This window comes from Streptomyces rubradiris, from assembly GCF_016860525.1.
Classification (GTDB): domain Bacteria; phylum Actinomycetota; class Actinomycetes; order Streptomycetales; family Streptomycetaceae; genus Streptomyces; species Streptomyces rubradiris.
This window is the reverse complement of the sequence record NZ_BNEA01000001.1, coordinates 1235895-1257044: the sequence shown is the minus strand read 5'-3', so window position 1 is coordinate 1257044 and position 21150 is coordinate 1235895. Positions and strand designations below refer to the sequence as shown.

The following is a 21150-nucleotide window of genomic DNA, read 5'->3' as shown; positions in this document are numbered from 1 at the left end:
CGCGCTCACCACCAACCGGGCCGCCCGACCCCGCTCACAACCAGCCGCGCCGCTTGAACAGCCGGTACAACAGCACCTCCAGCGCGGCCATCAGCACGATCACCGCCGGGTACGACCACAGCCAGTGCAGCTCGGGCATGTGGTCGAAGTTCATGCCGTAGATCCCCGCGATCATCGTGGGCACCGCCGCCATCGCCGCCCACGAGGAGATCTTCCGCATGTCGTCGTTCTGCCGGACGCTCATCTGCGCCAGGTGCGCCGACAGGATGTCCGAGACCAGCCGGTCCAGGGCCTCCACGGACTCGTTCACGCGCGTGAGGTGATCGCCCACGTCCCGGAAGAAGGGCCGGGAGTCGTCGTGCACGAACGGCACCGAGTTGCCCAGCGGGCCGCTGCCGGCCAGCCGGGCCAGCGGCAGCGCCAGCGGGCCGGTCGCCCGGCGGAACTCCAGGATCTGCCGCTTGAAGGTGTAGATCCGGGACGCGGTGTTGCGGGACCCGCCGGTGTCCGGCCGGAACACCTCCGCCTCCAGCTCGTCCAGGTCGTTCTGCAGCTCCGTCGCCACCTCCAGATAGTGGTCCACGGTGGCGTCGGCGATCGCGTACAGCACGGCGGTGGGACCCTTGTCCAGCATTTCCGGTTCCTGCTCCAGCCGCTGCCGCACGGCCGCCAGCGGCGAACCCTCCCCGTGGCGCACCGTCACCACGAAACTCTCGCCGACGAAGACCATCACCTCACCGGCCGAGACCGCGTCGCTCTCGGGCTCGTACACCACCGGCTTCAGCACCATGAACAGCGAGTCGTCGTACACCTCCAGCTTGGGCCGCTGATGTGCCTTCAAGGCGTCCTCCACGGCCAGCGGATGCAGCCCGAACTCCTGGCTGACCAGGTCGAACTCCCGCTCGGAGGGCTCGTACAGGCCGATCCACACGAAGCCGCCCGCGGCCCTGGCCCCGGCGAGCGCGTCGGACAGGTCCGCGGGCCCCTCACTGCGGTGCCCGTGCCGGTAGACGGCGCAGTCGACGATCACGGAGCGCATTCTCCCTTCGCCCGGTCAACGGCGCACTTCCCCATGCGCCTACCCTTGCCGCATGCCCACGCTGATCCTCGTAAGGCACGGACGCTCCACCGCCAACACCTCCGGCCTGCTCGCCGGGTGGACGCCCGGCGTCGCCCTGGACGAACGCGGCGCCGCGCAGGCCGCCGCGCTGCCCGGCCGGCTCGCCGGACTGCCGATCTCCGAGGTGGTCGCGAGCCCCCTGCAGCGCTGCCAGGAAACCGTGCGCCCGCTGCTGGAGGCCCGCCCCGGCCTGCGCTCCCACACCGACGAACGGATCGGCGAGTGCCACTACGGCGACTGGTCCGGCCGCAAGCTCGCCGAGCTGAAGGACGAGCCGCTGATGGAGGTCGTACAGACCCACCCGTCCGCCGCCGCCTTCCCCGGCGGCGAGTCCATGCGGGCCATGCAGACCCGCGCCGCCGAGGCCGTACGCGAGTGGAACGCGCGCGTGGAGCGCGACCACGGCGCCGACGCCGTCTACCTGATGTGCTCCCACGGCGACATCATCAAGTCCCTCGTGGCCGACGCCCTCGGCCTGCACCTCGACCTCTTCCAGCGGATCTCCGTCGAACCCTGCTCCGTCACCGTGATCCGCTACACCCGGCTCCGGCCGTACCTCATCCGCCTCGGCGACACCGGGGACTTCGCTTCGCTCGTCCCCCGTGAGGAACCCGGCGAGGGTGACGCACCGGTCGGAGGCGGTGCGGGCGCACCGTGATCGTCGGCCGCAGTAGGGTGAGGCGACCGATCCCGTTCGCTTTCCCGTACGGCCAACCGCCGAACCTCTCGAAACCACGACTTTATGGAGACAGGACGTGTCCCGTCAGGTGTTCCTCTACGACCAGCCGGACCGCTTCGTGGCCGGCACGGTCGGGCTGCCCGGGCGCCGTACGTTCTTCCTCCAGGCCATCGCAGGCTCCCGGGTGACCAGCGTGGCCCTGGAGAAGACCCAGGTGGCCGCGCTCGCCGAGCGCATGGACGAACTGCTGGACGAGGTCGTACGGCGTAGTGGCGGCAGCGCCGCCGTCCCCGCCGTCGCCCCCGCCGAGATCACCGACACCGCACCGCTCGACACTCCCATCGAGGAGGAGTTCCGCGTCGGCACCATGGCCCTGGCCTGGGACGGCGAGGACCAGCGCATGATCGTCGAGGCACAGGCGCTGGTGGAGCTGGACGCCGACAACGAGGAAGACCTCGCCGAGGCCGAGGAGCGCCTGCTCCAGGACGAGGAGAACGGACCCCCGATGCTGCGGGTCCGGCTGACCGGCGCGCAGGCCCGGGCCTTCGCCAAGCGCGCCCTCGACGTCGTCAACGCCGGGCGGCCGCCGTGCCCGCTGTGCAGCCTCCCGCTCGATCCGGAAGGACACGTATGTCCGCGCCAGAACGGATACCGCCGCGGAGCGTGACGCCCGATGCGAACCCGGCCGAACTGCTCGCGCACGGTGAGCTGACCGTACGCGGGCGGATCCGCGAGGCGTCCAACGCGGCCCTGTTCTGCACGGTCGCCCTCGACGGCCGCCAGGCCTCCTGTGTGTACAAGCCGGTCGCCGGGGAGCGCCCCCTGTGGGACTTCCCCGACGGCACCCTGGCGGGCCGCGAGGTGGCCGCCTACGAGGTGTCCGAGGCCACCGGCTGGGGCCTGGTGCCGCCCACCGTGCTGCGCGAGGGCCCGTACGGCGAGGGCATGTGCCAGCTGTGGATCGACGTCCACCCCGAGGCCGAGCTGCTCGCCCTGGTCGACGGCGAGGAGCCGGAGCCGGGCTGGAAGGCGGTCGGGCTCGCCGACGTCGGCGAGGGCCGCACCGCGCTGCTCGTGCACGCCGACGACCCGCGGCTGCGCCGGCTCGCCGTCCTGGACGCGGTCATCAACAACGCCGACCGCAAGGGCGGCCACCTGCTGCCCACCGCCGACGGCCGGCTCTACGGCATCGACCACGGCGTCACCTTCAACGTGGACGGCAAGCTGCGCACCCTGCTGTGGGGCTGGGCGGGCGAACCCCTGCCGGAGGAGGCCGTCGGCGTCCTCAAGGGACTGCGGGACGCCCTGGACGGCCCGCTGGGCACCCGGCTGGCCACGCTGATCACGACGGCCGAGGTCGACGCCACGCGCGCGCGGGTCGACGCGCTGCTCACCTCCGGCCGGCACCCGGAGCCGAGCGGCGACTGGCCCGCCATTCCCTGGCCCCCGGTATGAGCACCCGGGGCGCGGCCTCCCGTACGAGCACCCGGGCCACCCCGCTGAGCACCTGACCGGCCACGCACGGTGAGCCAGACCGGCCCCCAGCACACGCCGCGCGGATGTTCAAGAACGCGTACCCGGCCAACCGGCCCGATCCCGTTCGTACAGGCGGGTCAGGGCCGGTTAGGCTCATGTACATGCATGCCTGGCCCGCTTCCGAGGTCCCCGCCCTGCCTGGTCAGGGCCGCGACCTGAGGATCCACGACACCGCGACCGGCGGTCCGGTCACCCTCGACCCCGGTCCCGTCGCCCGCCTCTACGTCTGCGGCATCACGCCGTACGACGCGACCCACATGGGTCACGCGGCGACCTACAACGCGTTCGACCTGGTTCAGCGCGTGTGGCTCGACACCAAGCGGCAGGTTCACTACGTCCAGAACGTCACCGACGTCGACGATCCGCTGCTGGAGCGGGCCGAGCGGGACAACGTCGACTGGGTCGCCCTCGCCGAGAAGGAGACGGCCCTCTTCCGCGAGGACATGACCGCCCTGCGGATGCTTCCGCCGCGGCACTACATCGGCGCGGTCGAGGCCATACCCGGCATCGTCCCGCTCGTCGAGCGGCTGCGTGACAGCGGCGCGGCCTACGAGCTGGACGGTGACATCTACTTCTCCGTCGAGTCCGACCCGCACTTCGGCAAGGTCTCGCACCTGGACGCCGCCGCCATGCGGCTGCTGTCCGCCGAACGCGGCGGTGACCCGGACCGTCCGGGCAAGAAGAACCCGCTGGACCCGATGCTGTGGATGGCGGCCCGCGAGGGCGAGCCCAGCTGGGACGGCGGCTCGCTCGGCCGGGGCCGCCCCGGCTGGCACATCGAGTGCGTGGCCATCGCCCTGGACCACCTCGGCATGGGCTTCGACGTCCAGGGCGGCGGCTCCGACCTCGCCTTCCCGCACCACGAGATGGGCGCCTCGCACGCCCAGGTGCTCACCGGCGAGTTCCCCATGGCCAAGGCCTATGTGCACGCCGGCATGGTCGCCCTCGACGGCGAGAAGATGTCCAAGTCCAAGGGCAACCTCGTCTTCGTCTCCCGGCTGCGCCGCGACGGCGTCGACCCCGCCGCCATCCGCCTCGCCCTGCTGGCCCACCACTACCGGTCCGACTGGGAGTGGACCGACCAGGTCCTCCAGGACGCCGTGGCCCGCCTCGGCCGCTGGCGCGCGGCGGTCTCCCGCCCCGACGGGCCCTCGGCCGACGCCCTGGTGGAGGAGATCCGCGAGGCCCTCGCCGACGACCTGGACGCCCCCACCGCCCTCGCGGCGGTGGACCGCTGGGCGGCCCGGCAGCAGGAAGCGGGCGGCACGGACACGGGCGCCCCGGGCCTGGTGACGCGCGCGGTGGACGCGCTGCTCGGCGTGGCCCTGTAGAACCGCGAGGCAAGAAGAAGGGGCGGTTCCCCGGCCGGGGAACCGCCCCTTCTTCTTGCCTCAGCCCTCCGGGCCGTCCTCGTCCGCGTCGGCCGGACCGCCGGAGGCGGGCGGCCTCGGCTTCCCGCCCGGCGGGCCCACGTCCCGGCGCCGCAGATACCGCTCGAACTCCCGGGCGATCGCCTCACCGGACGCCTCCGGCAGCTCCGCGGTGTCCCGGGCCTCCTCCAGCGTCTGGACGTACTCGGCGACCTCGCTGTCCTCGGCTGCCAGCTGGTCCACGCCCACCTGCCAGGCCCGCGCGTCCTCGGGCAGCTCGCCCTGCGGGATGCGCAGGTCCAGCAGGTCCTCCAGGCGGTTGAGCAGCGCCAGCGTGGCCTTGGGATTGGGCGGCTGGGAGACGTAGTGCGGTACGGCCGCCCACAACGAGACCGCCGGGACGCCCGCGTGCGTGCACGCCTCCTGCAGGACGCCGACGATGCCCGTCGGGCCCTCGTACTTGGTCTCCTCCAGGTCCATGCGGCGGGCCAGGTCCGGGTCGGACGTGACCCCGCTGACCGGGACCGGACGCGTGTGCGGGGTGTCACCGAGCAGGGCGCCCATGATGACCACCAGTTCCACGCCCAGCTCGTGCGCGAAGCCGAGCAGCTCGTTGCAGAACGAACGCCACCGCATGGACGGCTCGATGCCCCGGACCAGCACCAGGTCGCGCGGCTTGTCGCCGCCGACCCGGACCACCGACAACCGCGTCGTCGGCCAGGTGATCTTGCGCACACCGCCGTCCATGAACACCGTGGGACGGTTCACCTGGAAGTCGTAGTAGTCCTCGGCGTCCAGCGCCGCGAACACCTCGCCCTTCCATTCGCGTTCCAGGTGCGCGACCGCCGTGGAGGCGGCGTCGCCGGCATCGTTCCAGCCCTCGAACGCGGCCACCATGACTGGGTCGATCAGCTCGGGAACCCCCTCCAGCTCGATCACCCAGTGCCTCCTTCCGACGTGCCCTCGCTTGACCCACCAACCTTACGGCGTCCCGCGGGGGCGCCCGCAGCCCCCTTGCACGGGGGAGTGAACGGATCACTGCCCCGTTCGCCACCGGGGAACACGCGGGCGCGCCGGACTCACTTCCCGTCCAGGACCTCCCGGACCTTCTCCCGGACCTCGTCCGTGGCCAGGCCCCGGATGGTCAGCGTGGTGCGGCGGCGCAGCACGTCGTCCGGCGTCTCGGCCCACTCGTGGTCACGGGCCCAGACCACCTGCGCCCAGATCTCCGGGGCGTCGGGGTGGACGCGCTCGGCCAGCTCCGGGTTCTCGTTCGCCAGCCGGGCGATGTCGAAGGCCAGCGAACCGTAGTGGGTGGCCAGATGCTTGGCGGTGTCGGCGGCCATGCGCGGGCCGGGCGACGGAGCGTCGACCAGCAGCCGGTGGGCGACCGCGCGCGGGTTGGCGACACCGGGCAGCGGCAGCTTCTTCGGCAGCGAGGAGATCGGTTCGAAGTCGTCGCCGAGCGGGTGGCCCGGCAGCGCCTCCAGCTTCTTCATGATCGTGCGGCCGATGTGCCGGAACGTCGTCCACTTGCCGCCCGCGACCGACAGCATGCCGCCCTTGCCCTCGGTCACCACGGTCTCCCGCTTGGCCTTGGCGGTGTCGCCGGGGCCGCCCGGCAGCACCCGCAGACCGGCGAACGCGTAGGTGATCAGCTCGCGCCGCAGCTGCTGGTCCCGGACGGAGAACGCGGCCTCGTCCAGGATCTGGGCTATGTCCTTGTCATTGACGGACACGTCCGCCGGGTCGCCCTCGTACTCCTCGTCGGTGGTGCCGAGCAGCAGCATGTCCTCCCAGGGGAGGGCGAAGGTGATGCGGTACTTGTCGATGGGCGTGGCGAGCGCCGCCTTCCAGGGGGAGGTGCGCTTCAGGACCAGGTGCGCGCCCTTGGACAGCCGGATGGACGGCGCCGCGTTCGGGTCCTCCATCCTGCGCAGGTGGTCGACCCACGGCCCGGTCGCGTTCAGCACCAGGCGGGCGTTCACGCCGAACTCCTCGCCGGACAGCCGGTCCCTCAGCTCCGCGCCGGTCACCCGGCCCTGGGTGAAGCGCAGCCCGGTGACCTCGGCGTGGTTGAGGACGACCGCGCCCGCCTCGACGGCCGCGCGGACCGTCATCAGCGCCATGCGCGCGTCGTTCATCTGGTCGTCGCCGTACACGGCCACGGCCTTGAGGTTCTCGGTGCGCAGCTCGGGCACGTCCTGCGCCGCCTTGGCCGGCGAGAGCAGGTGGCCGACGCCGTCGCCGAACGCGGACAGCGCGGAGTAGGCGAAGACGCCCGCGCCGAGCTTGGCCGCGCCGTGCGGGCCGCCCTTGTACACCGGCAGGTAGAAGGTGAGCGGGTTCGCCAGGTGGGGGGCCACCTGGCGGGAGACCGCCCGGCGCTCGAAGTGGTTCTCCGCCACCAGCTTCACCGCGCCGGTCTGCAGGTAACGCAGGCCGCCGTGGAGCAGCTTGGAGGAGGCGGAGGAGGTGGCGCCGGCGAAGTCGCCGGCGTCGACCAGGGCCACCCTGAGCCCGGACTGCGCGGCGTGCCAGGCGGTGGAGATGCCCAGGATGCCGCCGCCGATCACAAGAAGGTCGTACGACGCCTTGGAGAGCTGCTCCCTGGTCTCGGCGCGGCTCGGGTTGGAGCCGGAGGCCGGGCGCGTCCCCAGGGCAGGCACGGACTGCAGGGTGGACTGACTGGTCATGTCGGGTACTTACTCCTCGTCAGAGCTGACTGAGCCGGATGAACCGCTCAGCTCTCGTCGTCGAGCCAGCCCATGGTCCGGTCGACGGCCTTGAGCCAGTTCTTGTACTCACGGGCGCGGGTCTCCGCGTCCATGCGGGGGGTCCATTCGGCGGCCCGGCGCCAGTTGGCGCGCAGGTCGTCGGTGCTGGACCAGAAGCCGACGGCGAGGCCGGCGGCGTAGGCGGCGCCGAGGCAGGTGGTCTCGGCGACCATCGGCCGCACCACCGGCGCGTCCAGGACGTCGGCCAGGGTCTGCATCAGCAGGTTGTTGGCGGTCATGCCGCCGTCCACCTTGAGGGTCACCAGCTCGTCGCCGGAGTCCTTCACCATGGCGTCGGCGATCTCCCGCGTCTGCCAGGCGGTGGCTTCGAGGACGGCGCGCGCGAGGTGCGCCTTGGTCACGTACCGGGTCAGGCCGGCGATCACCCCGCGCGCGTCGGAGCGCCAGTGCGGGGCGAACAGGCCGGAGAAGGCCGGCACGAAGTAGGCGCCGCCGTTGTCCTCGACGGAGAGCGCGAGCGTCTCGATCTCGGCGGCGGTGGAGATCAGGCCCATCTGGTCGCGCATCCACTGCACCAGCGAGCCGGTGACGGCGATCGAGCCCTCCAGGGCGTACACGGTCGGCTGGTCGCCGATCTTGTAGCCGACGGTGGTGAGCAGGCCGGCGTAGGAGTTGATGATCTTCTCGCCGGTGTTCATCACCATGAAGGTGCCGGTGCCGTAGGTCGACTTGGTCTCGCCCTCGGAGAAACAGCACTGGCCGAAAAGGGCCGCCTGCTGGTCGCCGAGCGCGGAGGCGACCGGGATGCCGCCGAGCAGCTCGCCCAGCCGGCCGCCGCTGATCTCGCCGTAGACCTCGGCGGAGGAGCGGATCTCGGGCAGGATCTGCTCCGGCACGCCGATGGACTCGCAGATCTTGTCGTCCCAGCGCATCGTGTGCAGGTTCATCAGCAGGGTGCGCGAGGCGTTGGTGACGTCGGTGACGTGCCGGCCGCCGTCGACACCGCCGGTCAGGTTCCAGATGACCCAGGTGTCCATGGTGCCGAAGAGGATGTCGCCGGCCTCGGCACGCTCGCGCAGGCCCTCGACGTTGTCGAGCAGCCAGCGGGCCTTGGGCCCGGCGAAGTACGACGCGAGCGGCAGGCCGGTCTCGCGGCGGAAGCGGTCCTGGCCGACGTTGCGGCCCAGTTCCCGGCACAGGGCGTCGGTGCGGGTGTCCTGCCAGACGATGGCGTTGTGGACGGGCTCACCGGTGTTCTTGTCCCACAGCACGGTGGTCTCGCGCTGGTTGGTGATGCCGATGGCCTTGATGTCGTCCCGGGTGATGCCGGCCTTGGCCACGGCACCGGCGACGACCTCCTGGACGTTGTTCCAGATCTCGTTGGCGTCGTGCTCGACCCAGCCGGGCTTGGGGAAGATCTGCTCGTGCTCCTTCTGGTCGACGGCGACGATGCGGCCGTCCCGGTCGAAGACGATGCAGCGGGAGGAGGTGGTGCCCTGGTCGATCGCCGCGATGAAGGGGCCTGCGGTGTGGGCGTCGGTCACTGTGTGCTCCTGGAAGTCCGTGGTGATGGGGCTGTGCGTACGGCGTGCGCGCGAAGACTCGGTGCTTTCCGCAAGCTTCCTAGGCGAAGGCGAGGTTGTAGACGCCCGCTGCGATCGCGCCGCCGGCCAGCGGACCGACCACCGGGATCCAGGCGTAGGACCAGTCGGAACCGCCCTTGTTGGGCAGCGGCAGCAGTGCGTGCACGATGCGCGGGCCGAGGTCGCGGGCCGGGTTGATCGCGTAGCCCGTCGGACCGCCCAGCGACAGGCCGATGGACACCACCACGAGCGCGGTGATCAGACCGCCGAGGACGCCCAGGCCGTTGCCCTGGTCGTTCAGGCCCTGGGTGAGGACGGCGAGGACCAGCACGAAGGTGCCGATGATCTCCGTGGCGAGGTTCTGCGCCACGTTCCGGATCTCCGGACCGGTGGAGAAGATGCCGAGGACCGGGCCGGCGCCCTTCTCCTGGGCCTCGACGGCCTTGGCCGAGGTGGCCTGCGCGCCGGGGCCGCCGACGATCTCCTTGTCCGTCAGGTGGGCGAGGAACTGGCCGTAGTAGGCGACCCACACCAGGGCGGCGCCGATGAGGGCACCCAGCATCTGTCCGGCGAAGTAGGTCGGGACGTTGCTCCAGTCGCCGTCCTTGATGGCCAGGGCGACGGTGAGGGCCGGGTTGAGGTGCGCGCCGGACAGCGGTCCGGAGACGTACGCGGCCGTCATGACGGCGAAGCCCCACCCGAAGGCGATGGCGAGCCAACCGGCGTTGCGGGCCTTGGAGGCCTTCAGCGTGACGGCGGCACAGACACCGCCGCCGAGCAGGATGAGTATGGCGGTACCGATGGTCTCGCCGATGAAGATGTCGGAGCTGGACACCCGCGACTCCTTTGTCCTTCGTCCAGGGGTAGCCGAACCCCGGGTCCCTCCGGTGGTTCTGGCGCCCTCGTGGGTGAGAGCGATGCCGGCCCTTGGCGTTGTCACACTCTAGCGTGTATTGCCGGTAGGTGTTCGACAATGCCGACCGATGGACGGGAGTCTTGTTCGGCGTCACGCGCGCGTCAAGAGTTCCGTTATCGGAAACAGGATCGTTATTGATCGCTGCGGGTTATCGATCTTCACGCCCGGACGTACGATAGCGGGTTTTTTGCCCGTTTTGGGGTAGATCGACAGCCGGAACGTCGCCTGACGTCCCGGCTGTTCCCGTTCTCGTGACCCTCGCGCGCGGCCTGCCGCGGCCCGCCTCAGAACCGCCCGGCGCCCAGGTCCCGGGAGACCGCGCGGGCGCAGTCCCGCACCGCCGCGATCAGCTCCGGGCGCAGCTCGCCCTCCCGGCACAGCCGCTCCACCGCTCCGGTGATGCCGACCGCGCCCACCGGCATGCGGCGCCGGTCGTGGATCGGCGCGGCGATCGACGCCACGCCCTCCCAGGTCTCCTCCACGTCGGCCGCGTAGCCACGCGCGCGCGTGAGGTCGAGGATGTGCTCGAAGCCTGCGGCGTCGCACACCGTGCGGTCGGTGAAGGGCTTGCGATCGGCCTCCAGCGCCTCGCTGTGCGCCACCGGGTCGTACGCCGAGAGCACCTTGCCCAGCGCCGTGGAGTGCAGCGGCTGCATGGCGCCGATCTCCAGCACCTGCCGGCTGTCGTCGGGCCGGAAGACGTGGTGCACGATCAGCACCCCCTGCTGGTGCAGCACCCCCAGGTGCACGCTCTCCCCGCTGGAGCGGGCCAGGTCGTCCGCCCACACCAGGGCCCGCGCGCGCAGCTCGTGCACGTCCAGATAGGTGGTGCCCAGGCGCAGCAGCTCCGCGCCCAGCTGGTAGCGGCCGGAGGCGTCGTCCTGCTCCACGAACCCCTCCTGCTGGAGGGTGCGCAGGATGCCGTGGGCGGTGCCCTTGGCGAGACCCAGCGACGAGGCGATGTCCGACAGCCCCAGCCGCCGTTCGCCGCCCGCGAGCAGCCGCAGCATCGCTGCCGCCCGTTCGAGCGACTGGATGTTCCGTGCCATCGCCGTCCTGCCTCCGTCCCCTTCGACTGCGCAGTCGCAGTCACCGTTCGGCAATGCCGAACACTACCGGTCCATGCCGACCTCCCGCTAATGGTCGGACGCCACCTGTTACATCACACGTGATCCCCGGGTGACATTCAGGCCACTCACGTCCGCCTCGTGGACGTGGTGCCCATCCAAGCCGACCTCCGGTTACCCTGACGCCGTGCGGCAAGCCCCGCCCGTCGGGGGAAGCCGCATAGCCGACAGCCGTCGCATCCCAGGGAGCCCTTACATGGCCTCGTCGCCAACGTCCCCTTCCGCCGACAGCCGGGCCCGTGTGTCCGCGCTCCGCGAGGCGCTCGCCACCCGTGTGGTGGTCGCCGACGGAGCCATGGGCACGATGCTCCAGGCCCAGGAGCCCAGTCTCGCGGACTTCGAGAACCTCGAAGGCTGCAACGAGATCCTCAACCTGACCCGCCCCGACATCGTCCGCTCCGTCCACGAGGCGTACTTCGCCGTCGGCGTGGACTGCGTCGAGACCAACACCTTCGGGGCCAACCACTCCGCGCTCGGCGAGTACGACATCTCCGAGCGGGTCCACGAGCTGTCGCAGGCGGGCGCCCGGGTGGCCCGGGAGACCGCCGACGAGTTCACCGCGCGGGACGGCCGGCCCCGCTGGGTGCTGGGCTCGATGGGCCCGGGCACCAAGCTGCCCACCCTGGGCCACGCCCCCTACGCCACCCTGCGCGACGCCTACCAGCGCAACGCCGAGGGCCTGCTCACCGGCGGCGCCGACGCGCTGCTGGTGGAGACCACCCAGGACCTGCTCCAGACCAAGGCCGCCGTCCTCGGCGCCCGGCGCGGCATCGAGGCCCTCGGCCTGGACGTGCCGGTGATCGTGTCGGTGACGGTCGAGACCACCGGCACCATGCTGCTGGGCTCGGAGATCGGCGCGGCACTGACCGCGCTGGAGCCGCTGGGCATCGACATGATCGGCCTGAACTGCGCGACCGGCCCCGCCGAGATGAGCGAGCACCTGCGCTACCTGGCCCGCAACGCCCGCATCCCGCTGTCCTGCATGCCGAACGCGGGCCTGCCGGTCCTCGGCAAGGACGGCGCCCACTACCCCCTGTCGGCACCCGAGCTGGCCGACGCCCAGGAGACCTTCGTCCGCGAGTACGGTCTGTCGCTGGTCGGCGGCTGCTGCGGCACCACGCCCGAGCACCTGCGCCAGGTCGTCGAACGCGTCCGGGGCGTGACCCCGCCCGAGCGCGACCCCCGCCCCGAACCGGGTGCCGCCTCCCTCTACCAGTCCGTCCCCTTCCGGCAGGACACCTCCTACCTGGCCATCGGCGAGCGGACCAACGCCAACGGCTCGAAGAAGTTCCGCGAGGCGATGCTGGAGGGCCGCTGGGACGACTGTGTGGAGATGGCCCGGGAGCAGATCCGCGAGGGCGCGCACATGCTCGACCTGTGCGTGGACTACGTGGGCCGGGACGGCGTGGCGGACATGGAGGAACTGGCGGGCCGTTTCGCCACCGCCTCCACGCTGCCCATCGTGCTGGACTCCACCGAGGTCGCCGTGATCCGCGCGGGCCTGGAGAAGCTCGGCGGCCGGGCCGTGATCAACTCGGTGAACTACGAGGACGGTGACGGCCCCGATTCCCGGTTCGCGCAGGTGACCCGGCTGGCGCGGGAGCACGGCGCGGCGCTGATCGCGCTGACCATCGACGAGGAGGGCCAGGCCCGCACCCCGGAGAAGAAGGTCGAGATCGCGGAGCGGCTGATCGCGGACCTGACGGGGAACTGGGGCATCCGCGAGGAGGACATCCTCATCGACACCCTGACCTTCACCATCTGCACCGGTCAGGAGGAGTCCCGCAAGGACGGCATCGCCACGATCGAGGCGATCCGCGAGCTGAAGCGGCGCCACCCGGCGGTGCAGACCACGCTGGGGCTGTCGAACATCTCCTTCGGCCTGAACCCGGCCGCGCGCATCCTGCTGAACTCGGTGTTCCTCGACGAGTGCGTCAAGGCGGGACTGGACTCGGCGATCGTGCACGCCAGCAAGATCCTGCCGATCGCCCGGTTCAGCGAGGAGGAGGTCACCACCGCCCTCGACCTGATCTACGACCGCCGCGGCGAAGGCTACGACCCGCTGCAGAAGCTCATGCAGCTGTTCGAGGGGGCCACGGCGAAGTCGCTGAAGGCGGGCAAGGCCGAGGAACTGGCCGCGCTGCCGCTGGAGGAGCGGCTCAAGCGGCGCATCATCGACGGTGAGCGCAACGGTCTGGAGGCCGACCTCGACGCGGCGCTCCAGGACCGTCCGGCGCTGGACATCGTCAACGACACGCTGCTGGACGGCATGAAGGTCGTCGGCGACCTGTTCGGCTCGGGGCAGATGCAGCTGCCGTTCGTGCTCCAGTCGGCCGAGGTGATGAAGACCGCGGTGGCCTACCTGGAGCCGCACATGGAGAAGTCGGACGCCGAGGGCAAGGGCACCATCGTGCTGGCGACCGTCCGCGGCGACGTGCACGACATCGGCAAGAACCTGGTCGACATCATCCTGTCCAACAACGGCTACAACGTGGTCAACCTCGGCATCAAGCAGCCGGTCTCCGCGATCCTGGAGGCCGCCGAGGAACACCGCGCGGACGTGATCGGCATGTCCGGACTGCTGGTGAAATCCACCGTGATCATGAAGGAGAACCTGGAGGAGCTCAACCAGCGCGGCCTGGCCACCCGCTTCCCCGTCATCCTCGGCGGTGCCGCCCTCACCCGCGCCTACGTCGAACAGGACCTGCACGAGATCTACGAGGGCGAGGTCCGGTACGCCCGTGACGCCTTCGAGGGCCTGCACCTGATGGACGCCCTGATCGGCGTCAAGCGCGGCGTCCCCGGGGCCAAACTCCCCGAACTGCGCCAGCGCCGGGTCCGCGCCACGGCCACCGCGCAGGTGGAGGAGAAGCCGGAGCAGGGCGCCGTCCGCTCCGACGTCGCCACCGACAACCCCGTGCCCGCCCCGCCGTTCTGGGACACCCGGATCGTCAAGGGCATCCAGCTCAAGGAGTACGCGAGCTGGCTGGACGAGGGCGCGCTGTTCAAGGGCCAGTGGGGGCTGAAGCAGGCCCGCACCGGCGAGGGCCCCACCTACGAGGAACTGGTGGAGAGCGAGGGCCGGCCCAGGCTGCGCGGCCTGCTGGACCGGCTCCAGACCGACAACCTCCTCGAAGCCGCCGTGGTCTACGGCTACTTCCCCTGCGTGTCCAAGGACGACGACCTGATCATCCTGGACGAGCACGGCAACGAACGCACCCGCTTCACCTTCCCCCGCCAGCGCCGCGGCCGGCGACTGTGCCTGGCCGACTTCTTCCGCCCCCAGGAATCGGGCGAGACCGACGTCGTCGGCTTCCAGGTCGTCACCGTCGGCTCACGCATCGGCGAGGAGACCGCGAAGCTGTTCGAGGCCAACGCCTACCGCGACTACCTCGAACTGCACGGCCTGTCGGTCCAGCTGGCCGAGGCACTCGCCGAGTACTGGCACGCCCGGGTACGCGCCGAACTCGGCTTCGGCGGCGAGGACCCGGCCGACATCGACGACATGTTCGCCCTGAAGTACCGGGGCGCCCGGTTCTCCCTGGGCTACGGCGCCTGCCCCGACCTGGAGGACCGCGCCAAGATCGCCGACCTGCTCCGCCCGGAGCGCATCGGCGTCCACCTCTCCGAGGAGTTCCAGCTCCACCCCGAACAGTCCACCGACGCCATCGTGATCCACCACCCCGAGGCCAAGTACTTCAACGCACGGTGACGCACGTCTCACTCGGCACACTGATCGGATAAGTCGTACACTGGTCGGTCCACCGCAGGCCGGTTCCCCACCGGGGAGCCGGCCTGGTCGTCCCTCGAGGAGGTGCGCCCGGATGACCAGCACGGTCCCCGCGCTAGGAACCCGTACGGCCGAAGGCTCCGCCCTGCAAGCGGTGCTGCTGGACATGGACGGCACCCTGGTGGACTCCGAAGGCTGCTGGTGGGACGTCGAGGTCGAGGTCTTCGCCTCCCTCGGGTACACCCTGGACGAGACCTGGCGCCACGTCGTGGTCGGCGGCCCCATGACCCGCAGCGCCGGCTTCCTCATCGAGGCCACCGGCGCCGCCATCGGCCTGGCCGAACTCACCGTGCTGCTCAACGAGGGCTTCGAGAACCGGATCGACGGGGGACTGCCGCTGATGCCCGGCGCCGCCCGGCTGCTCGCCGAACTGCACGCGCACGAGATCCCCACCGCCCTGGTGTCCGCCTCCCACCGGCGCATCATCGACCGCGTGCTGTCCGTGCTGGGCCCGCACCACTTCACCCTGTCCATCGCCGGCGACGAGGTCTCCCGCACCAAGCCCTTCCCGGACCCCTATCTGCTCGCCGCCGCCGGACTCGGCGCCGACCCGGCCCGGTGCGCCGTGGTCGAGGACACTGCCACCGGGGTCGCCGCGGCCGAGGCCGCCGGCTGCCGCGTGGTCGCCGTCCCCTCCGTCGCCCCCATCGGCCCGGCCCTGGGACGCACCGTCGTCTCCTCCCTGGAGGAGGTCGACCTGGCATTCCTGCGGGGCATGATGGCGGAAGCGCACTGAGTGGAACCGGGGGGAATTCGCCCGCCGTCGCGCGGCCGGATTCAACCGGTCGCCATCGCGGCCCCGGGTGTGATGTTCGCCACTCGCAAAGGGTCCGACAACGTTGCCGACACCTGCCGACCGGCCCTGCCGGGGCGGTTCGGACGTGACCTTGTGTCCCGATTGGTGGGAAGCTGCACTAATCCTGCCGCTGTCGGGTTTTCGGTGTGTCCGCGACCGGTTCCCCTGCGTGATGGCGGGTCAACTCACGCGGTCGTGAACCCCCCTGCGGGTGCGGACTAATCTCATCGCGAGAACATCGCCGAGAACCCCCGTGATCCCCAAGCACCACCCCCGCATGCCGGATCCACGGACCCGAACAGCTCTGGAGAAACTCCCGCATGAACCGCAAGACTTTGGTGCTGCCGGCGGTGGCCGGCCTGCTCACCCCGGTTCTCGCCGCGTGCGGCGGATCCGACAGCGGGAGCACGAGCGGTGACGCCATCGTCGTCGGTACCACGGACCGGTTCACGGCCACCAAGGAAGCCCCCGCGCCCCTCGACCCGGCCTACGCCTACGACGTCGGCTCCTGGAACATCCTGCGCCAGTCCGTGCAGACCCTGATGGCGCAGCCCAAGGGCGAGGGGGAGCCCGTCCCGGACGCCGCCGAGAGCTGCTCCTTCACCGACAGCGGCAGCGAACGCTACGCCTGCAAGCTCCGCGAGGGCCTGAAGTTCGCCGGCGGCGACCCGGTGACCGCCGAGGACGTCAAGTACTCCATCGAGCGCGCGCTGCGCATCAACGCCGACAGCGGGGTGGCCGCCCTGCTGAACACCATCGACACGATCGAGACGCAGGGCGACCGCGACGTCGTCTTCCACCTGAAGACCGCCGACGCCACCTTCCCCTACAAGCTGTCCACCCCGGTCGCGGGCATCGTCAACCCGAAGGACTACCCGAAGGACAAGCTCCGCGAGGGCTTCGACATCGACGGCTCCGGCCCGTACACCTTCAAGGCCGACGTCGAGGACGACGCCATCACCACGGCCACCTTCACCAAGAACCCTGCCTACAAGGGCAATGTGACGGTGAACAACGAGAAGGTCGAGCTGCGCTCCTTCGCCGACGCCGACGCCATGGGCGACGCGATCGACAAGGGCGACATCGACGTCATGACCCGCACCATGTCGCCCGCGCAGATCCAGAAGCTGGACACCGGTGACGACGAGAAGGTCGACCTCGTCGACATGCCCGGCCTGGAAATCCGCTACCTGGCCTTCAACACCAACGCCCCCAGCGTCAAGGACAAGGCCGTACGCCAGGCCATGGCCCAGGTCATCAACCGCGGCGAACTGGTCTCCAAGGTCTACGGCACCCAGGCCGAGCCCCTGTACTCGCTGGTCCCGGCCACGGTCACCGGCCACTCCAACTCGTTCTTCAACAAGTACGGCAACCCCAGCGCCGACAAGGCCAAGTCCCTGCTCGCCAAGGCCGGCGTCACCACCCCGGTGAAGCTGACCCTGCACTACACGACCGACCACTACGGCTCGGCCACCAAGCAGGAGTTCGAGATCCTGTCGAAGCAGCTCAACGACAGCGGCCTGTTCGACGTCACCGTCCAGGGCCACCCCTGGTCGACCTTCCGGCCCGCCGAGCAGAAGGGCGAGTACGACGTCTACGGCATGGGCTGGTTCCCCGACTTCCCGGACGCCGACAACTTCCTGGCGCCCTTCCTGGACAAGGACAACTTCCTCGGCTCGCCGTACAACAACAGCACCGTCCAGCACACGCTGATCCCGCAGTCCCGCCGCGAGGCCGACCGGCTCGGCGCGTCCAAGAGCCTGACCGACATCCAGGACGCCGTCGCCGAGGACGTCCCCGTCCTGCCGCTGTGGCAGGGCAAGCAGTACGTCGCCGCCCGCGACGACATCACGGGCACGGCCTACGCCCTGAACTCCTCCTCCACGCTCCAGCTGTGGGAGCTCGGCCGCGGCGTGAGCGGCTGACGGTTCCCGTACCCGGGGGCCGCGCAACGGCGCGGCCCCCGGTGCCCGGGTCCAGGGATGGCGGACCCGGGCTGACGACCCGACGACAAGGCACTCCGAGTGAACCTGCGTACCCAGTGGCCGGTCCTGCCCCTCGCGGCGGTGCTCGCCTCCGGCCTGTTGACCGGCTGCGGATCCGAGTCCGGTGACTCCGGGGGCACCGGCTCCTCCGTGGTGATGGGGATGTCCGACGACGTCCTCGCCACGGACCCGGCGGCCGGCTACGACCCCGGCTCCTGGCTGTTGTTCAACAACGTCTTCCAGTCGCTGCTCAGCTTCCCCAAGGGCGCGACCGAACCCCAGCCCGAACTGGCGAAGCAGTGCGGCTTCACCGACACCCGGGCCATGGTCTACAAGTGCGAACTGAAGGACGGCCTGAAGTTCAGCAACGGTGACGACCTCACCTCCGAGGACGTGAAGTTCACCTTCGACCGCATGCTGAAGATCGCCGACCCGGCCGGTCCGGCCCTGATGTTCCCGATGCTCGACAAGGTCGAGACACCGGACGCCAAGACGGCCGTCTTCCACCTGAAGGTGCCCGACGCCACCTTCCCCAGCAAGATCGCCTCCGGCGCCGGCTCCATCGTGGACCACCGCCAGTACGACGCGAGCGCCCTGCGCACCGACCACCAGGCGATCGGCTCCGGCCCCTACAAGCTGGACTCCTTCGACAAGGACCAGGCCGTCTTCTCCGTCAACGACCACTACAAGGGCAGCGCCAAGCCGAACAACTCCGGCGTCACCCTGAAGTTCTTCCACGGCGACCGCGCGGCCCTGAAGGAAGCCCTCCTCGGCGGCGACATCGACATCGCCTACCGAGGTCTGACCGCCACCGACATCACCCAGCTCGACCAGCAGGACGACAGCAAGGGCATCGACGTCATCGAGGGCACCAGCGCCGAGGTGCAGCACCTGGTCTTCAACATGAAGGACCCGGTGGCCGGCAAGCTCGGCGTCCGCAAGGCCATCGCCTACCTCATCGACCGCGACGCCCTGATCAAGGACGTCTACCAGGGCACCGCCACCCCGCTGTACTCGATCGTCCCGGCCGGTGTCGCGGGCCACAACACCGCCTTCTTCGACACCTACGGCGCCCGGCCCTCCCAGGCCAAGGCCGCCGCCGCGCTGCGCGCCGACGACATCACCGGCAAGGTCAAGCTCACCCTGTGGTCCACGCCGTCCCGCTACGGCCCCGCCACCGACGAGGAGCTGAAGGCCATCGCCGAACAGCTCAACGCCAGCGGCCTGTTCGACGCCGACGTCAAGTCCGTCGCCTTCGACCAGTACGAGAAGGACATCGCCGCCGGCAAGTACGGCGTCTACGTGAAGGGCTGGGTGCCGGACTACCCGGACGCCGACAACTTCACGGCCCCCTTCTTCGGCAAGGGCAACGTGCTGAACAACCACTACGACAACCGCACCATCACCGGCTCCCTGCTGCCCGGCACCGCCGCGCAGAGCGACCGCGCGGCCACCGACAAGGACTTCGGCAAGCTCCAGGAGATCGTCGCCGACGACCTGCCGGTGCTGCCGGTCTGGCAGGCCAAGCAGTACGCGGTCGTCCGCGACGGCGTGTACGGCCTGGAGTACTGCCTGGACGCCTCCACGGTGTTCCGGTTCTGGGAACTCAGCAAGAGCGGCTGACCCCGCACACGGCGAAGGGCGCCCCGCTCCACAGGGAGAGGGGCGCCCTTCGCCGTCGTCACACACCCGTGCCGGGCGGACACCTACTGGGCGCCGGGACGCACCAGCCCGCTCTCGTACGCGTACACCGCCGCCTGCACCCGGTCCCTGAGCCCCAGCTTGGTCAGCACATGGCCCACATGCGTCTTCACCGTCGTCTCGCTGACGAACAGGTCCGCCGCGATCTCCGCGTTGGACAGCCCGCGCGCCACCAGCTTCAGCACCTCCACCTCACGGTCCGTGAGGGTGTGCAGGGTGTCCGGAACCGGCTCCTCACCGGACGGCAGATGCGTGGCGTACTTGTCCAGCAGCCGCCGGGTGATGCTCGGCGCGAGCATCGCCTCGCCGTTCGCCACCACCCGGATCGCCTGCACCAGCTCGTTCGCGGGCGCGTCCTTCAGCAGGAAGCCGCTCGCCCCGGCGCGCAGCGCCTCCACCACGTACTCGTCCAGGTCGAAGGTGGTCAGCACCAGCACCTTGGCCGGGCCGTCCCGGCCGGGACCGGTGATCTGCCGGGTCGCCTCCACACCGTCCATCCGCGGCATCCGGATGTCCATGAGCACCACATCCGGTTGCAGTGCTCGTACCTGGTCGAGGGCCTGGAGGCCGTCACCGGCCTCGCCGACGACCGCGATGTCCTGCTCGGCCTCCAGGATCATCCGGAAACCCGTACGCAGCAGGGGCTGGTCGTCGACCAGTAGGACACGGATGGCCACGTGACACTCCTTCGCTAGTCCGGGCCCATTCTGCCCTGCCCCCGCGCCAGGCCTCACCCCGCCCGGGACCCGGGTGCCCGGACCGGCAGCGGATAGGGCGGGGGAGTGCCGCCGAACTCCGGGCAGTGCGCCCGGTGGTCGCACCAGCCGCACAGCTTGGTCGGCCGTGGCCGCCAGTCCCCGCTCTCCGTGGCCTGCCTGATGGCCTCCCACAGCGCGTGCAGCCTGCGCTCCACCCGCTCCAGATCGGCCGGGACCGGGTCGTACGTCAGCACGTCCCCGCTGCCGAGGTACACCAGCTGCAGCCGGCGAGGCACGACGCCCTTCAGCCGCCAGACGACCAGGGCGTAGAACTTCATCTGGAAGAGCGCGCCCTCGGCGTACTCCGGGCGCGGGGCCTTGCCCGTCTTGTAGTCGACGATCCGCACCTCGCCGGTCGGCGCCACGTCCACCCGGTCGATGATCCCGCGCAGCCGCAGCCCCGAGTCCAGCTCGGTCTCCACGAACAGCTCCCGCTCGGCCGGCTCCAGCCGCGTGGGGTCCTCCAGCGTGAACCAGCGCTCCACCAGCCGCTCCGCCTCGGCGAGCCAGCCGGCCAGCCGCTCGCCCTCCGGATCGTCGGCGAACAGCTCGGTCAGCTCGGGGCGGCTCTGCCGCAGCCGGTCCCACTGCCCCGGGACCAGCGCCTTCGCCCGGGGCGCGGTCCGCTCCCCGGCGGGCGCGTCGAACAGCCGCTCCAGCACGGCGTGCACCAGCGTGCCCCGGGTCGCCGCCTCGCTCGGCTTCTCCGGCAGCCGGTCGATCACCCGGAACCGGTACAGCAGCGGACACTGCATGAAGTCACTGGCCCGGGACGGCGACAGCGACACCGGCGCGAGGGCGCCGCGCTCACCGGCGGCCCCCTGCGGGCCGCCGCTCACCGCCGGGCCGGCCCCGGGCCCGCTCCCGGCCCCGTCTCCCGCGTCCGACGCCACTGCCTCGTCGATGCTGCTGTCCATGCCCCAGACCATACGGCCCGGCACTGACAGCGACCCAGTCGCCGCCCGCCTCCCCGGGCGTCCGCCAGGCGAACACCAGGGGTGCCGGGGCGGAACGCACCGCCACGGGCGCATACCATCGACCAGAGACCCTT

16 protein-coding genes are annotated in these 21150 nt (G+C 70.8%); 8 read left to right on the top strand and 8 right to left on the bottom strand.

Annotation, left to right across the window (positions count from 1 at the left end; translation table 11 throughout):
* Window positions 1-34 precede the first annotated feature (34 nt).
* The gene (corA, locus tag Srubr_RS05835; RefSeq protein WP_189996150.1) at window positions 35-1030 is read right to left on the bottom strand and encodes a magnesium/cobalt transporter CorA; all 996 of its coding nucleotides are present in this window, start codon (window positions 1028-1030) and stop codon (window positions 35-37) included.
* 61 nt (window positions 1031-1091) lie between these two features.
* Here corA and Srubr_RS05830 point away from each other — a divergent pair, with 61 nt between their 5' ends.
* The 4 genes from Srubr_RS05830 to mshC all read left to right on the top strand — a co-directional run bounded on the left by Srubr_RS05830 (window position 1092) and on the right by mshC (window position 4666).
* Entirely contained in the window at window positions 1092-1778 is a 687-nt protein-coding gene (locus Srubr_RS05830) for a histidine phosphatase family protein (RefSeq protein WP_189996151.1), read from the top strand.
* A 97-nt stretch (window positions 1779-1875) separates the two neighbouring features.
* Window positions 1876-2466, top strand: a complete 591-nt coding sequence (locus tag Srubr_RS05825; RefSeq protein ID WP_189996152.1) for a DUF3090 domain-containing protein — start codon at window positions 1876-1878, stop codon at window positions 2464-2466.
* On the top strand, window positions 2430-3254 hold the full coding sequence (locus tag Srubr_RS05820; RefSeq protein ID WP_189996153.1) for an SCO1664 family protein: 825 nt from the start codon (window positions 2430-2432) through the stop codon (window positions 3252-3254). The genes Srubr_RS05825 and Srubr_RS05820 overlap by 37 nt, the downstream gene beginning before the upstream one ends.
* 182 nt (window positions 3255-3436) lie before the next feature.
* The gene (gene mshC, locus Srubr_RS05815) at window positions 3437-4666 is read left to right on the top strand and encodes a cysteine--1-D-myo-inosityl 2-amino-2-deoxy-alpha-D-glucopyranoside ligase (RefSeq protein ID WP_189996154.1); all 1230 of its coding nucleotides are present in this window, start codon (window positions 3437-3439) and stop codon (window positions 4664-4666) included.
* A gap of 60 nt (window positions 4667-4726) precedes the next feature.
* Here the strand turns inward: mshC and Srubr_RS05810 are convergent, their stop codons facing one another.
* The 5 genes from Srubr_RS05810 to Srubr_RS05790 form a co-directional block, all read right to left on the bottom strand.
* Window positions 4727-5644, bottom strand: a complete 918-nt coding sequence (locus Srubr_RS05810) for a PAC2 family protein (protein ID WP_189996155.1) — start codon at window positions 5642-5644, stop codon at window positions 4727-4729.
* 140 nt (window positions 5645-5784) lie between these two features.
* The gene (locus Srubr_RS05805) at window positions 5785-7401 is read right to left on the bottom strand and encodes a glycerol-3-phosphate dehydrogenase/oxidase (protein WP_189996156.1); all 1617 of its coding nucleotides are present in this window, start codon (window positions 7399-7401) and stop codon (window positions 5785-5787) included.
* 47 nt (window positions 7402-7448) lie between these two features.
* Window positions 7449-8987 (bottom strand): glycerol kinase GlpK, encoded by a 1539-nt coding sequence (gene glpK / locus Srubr_RS05800; RefSeq protein WP_189996157.1) that lies wholly within the window; start codon window positions 8985-8987, stop codon window positions 7449-7451.
* Window positions 8988-9066: 79 nt separating this feature from the next.
* Window positions 9067-9861 (bottom strand): MIP/aquaporin family protein, encoded by a 795-nt coding sequence (locus tag Srubr_RS05795; RefSeq protein WP_189996158.1) that lies wholly within the window; start codon window positions 9859-9861, stop codon window positions 9067-9069.
* A 365-nt stretch (window positions 9862-10226) separates the two neighbouring features.
* Complete coding sequence (locus Srubr_RS05790; protein ID WP_030608365.1) at window positions 10227-10991, bottom strand: IclR family transcriptional regulator; 765 nt, start codon at window positions 10989-10991, stop codon at window positions 10227-10229.
* A 274-nt stretch (window positions 10992-11265) separates the two neighbouring features.
* Between Srubr_RS05790 and metH the strand changes: the two genes are divergently transcribed.
* The 4 genes from metH to Srubr_RS05770 all read left to right on the top strand — a co-directional run bounded on the left by metH (window position 11266) and on the right by Srubr_RS05770 (window position 19263).
* On the top strand, window positions 11266-14781 hold the full coding sequence (gene metH / locus Srubr_RS05785; protein ID WP_189996159.1) for a methionine synthase: 3516 nt from the start codon (window positions 11266-11268) through the stop codon (window positions 14779-14781).
* A gap of 112 nt (window positions 14782-14893) precedes the next feature.
* On the top strand, window positions 14894-15595 hold the full coding sequence (locus tag Srubr_RS05780; RefSeq protein ID WP_189996160.1) for an HAD family hydrolase: 702 nt from the start codon (window positions 14894-14896) through the stop codon (window positions 15593-15595).
* Between the two features lie 380 nt (window positions 15596-15975).
* Window positions 15976-17580, top strand: coding sequence for an ABC transporter substrate-binding protein (locus Srubr_RS05775; protein ID WP_189996161.1), 1605 nt, complete (start codon window positions 15976-15978; stop codon window positions 17578-17580).
* A gap of 99 nt (window positions 17581-17679) precedes the next feature.
* Window positions 17680-19263, top strand: coding sequence for an ABC transporter substrate-binding protein (locus tag Srubr_RS05770; protein ID WP_189996162.1), 1584 nt, complete (start codon window positions 17680-17682; stop codon window positions 19261-19263).
* Window positions 19264-19346: 83 nt separating this feature from the next.
* On the opposite strand, the gene Srubr_RS05765 is transcribed toward Srubr_RS05770, so the two are convergent.
* Together Srubr_RS05765 and Srubr_RS05760 are read right to left on the bottom strand one after the other, a co-directional pair.
* Window positions 19347-20018, bottom strand: coding sequence for a response regulator (locus Srubr_RS05765; protein WP_030608351.1), 672 nt, complete (start codon window positions 20016-20018; stop codon window positions 19347-19349).
* A gap of 53 nt (window positions 20019-20071) precedes the next feature.
* Window positions 20072-21016: a RecB family exonuclease gene (locus tag Srubr_RS05760; RefSeq protein WP_189996163.1), complete on the bottom strand. Its 945-nt coding sequence runs from the start codon at window positions 21014-21016 to the stop codon at window positions 20072-20074.
* Window positions 21017-21150: the final 134 nt, after the last annotated feature.

What these genes read in the sequence shown, in the direction of transcription:
- Srubr_RS05830 (WP_189996151.1), top strand. Translation starts at nt 1,092, where the DNA reads ATGCCCACGCTGATCCTCGTAAGGCACGGACGCTCCACCGCCAACACC.
- Srubr_RS05820 (WP_189996153.1), top strand. Translation starts at nt 2,430, where the DNA reads ATGTCCGCGCCAGAACGGATACCGCCGCGGAGCGTGACGCCCGATGCG.
- mshC (WP_189996154.1), top strand. Translation starts at nt 3,437, where the DNA reads ATGCATGCCTGGCCCGCTTCCGAGGTCCCCGCCCTGCCTGGTCAGGGC.
- Srubr_RS05805 (WP_189996156.1), bottom strand. Translation starts at nt 7,401, where the DNA reads ATGACCAGTCAGTCCACCCTGCAGTCCGTGCCTGCCCTGGGGACGCGC.
- Srubr_RS05790 (WP_030608365.1), bottom strand. Translation starts at nt 10,991, where the DNA reads ATGGCACGGAACATCCAGTCGCTCGAACGGGCGGCAGCGATGCTGCGG.
- metH (WP_189996159.1), top strand. Translation starts at nt 11,266, where the DNA reads ATGGCCTCGTCGCCAACGTCCCCTTCCGCCGACAGCCGGGCCCGTGTG.
- Srubr_RS05780 (WP_189996160.1), top strand. Translation starts at nt 14,894, where the DNA reads ATGACCAGCACGGTCCCCGCGCTAGGAACCCGTACGGCCGAAGGCTCC.
- Srubr_RS05775 (WP_189996161.1), top strand. Translation starts at nt 15,976, where the DNA reads ATGAACCGCAAGACTTTGGTGCTGCCGGCGGTGGCCGGCCTGCTCACC.
- Srubr_RS05760 (WP_189996163.1), bottom strand. Translation starts at nt 21,016, where the DNA reads ATGGACAGCAGCATCGACGAGGCAGTGGCGTCGGACGCGGGAGACGGG.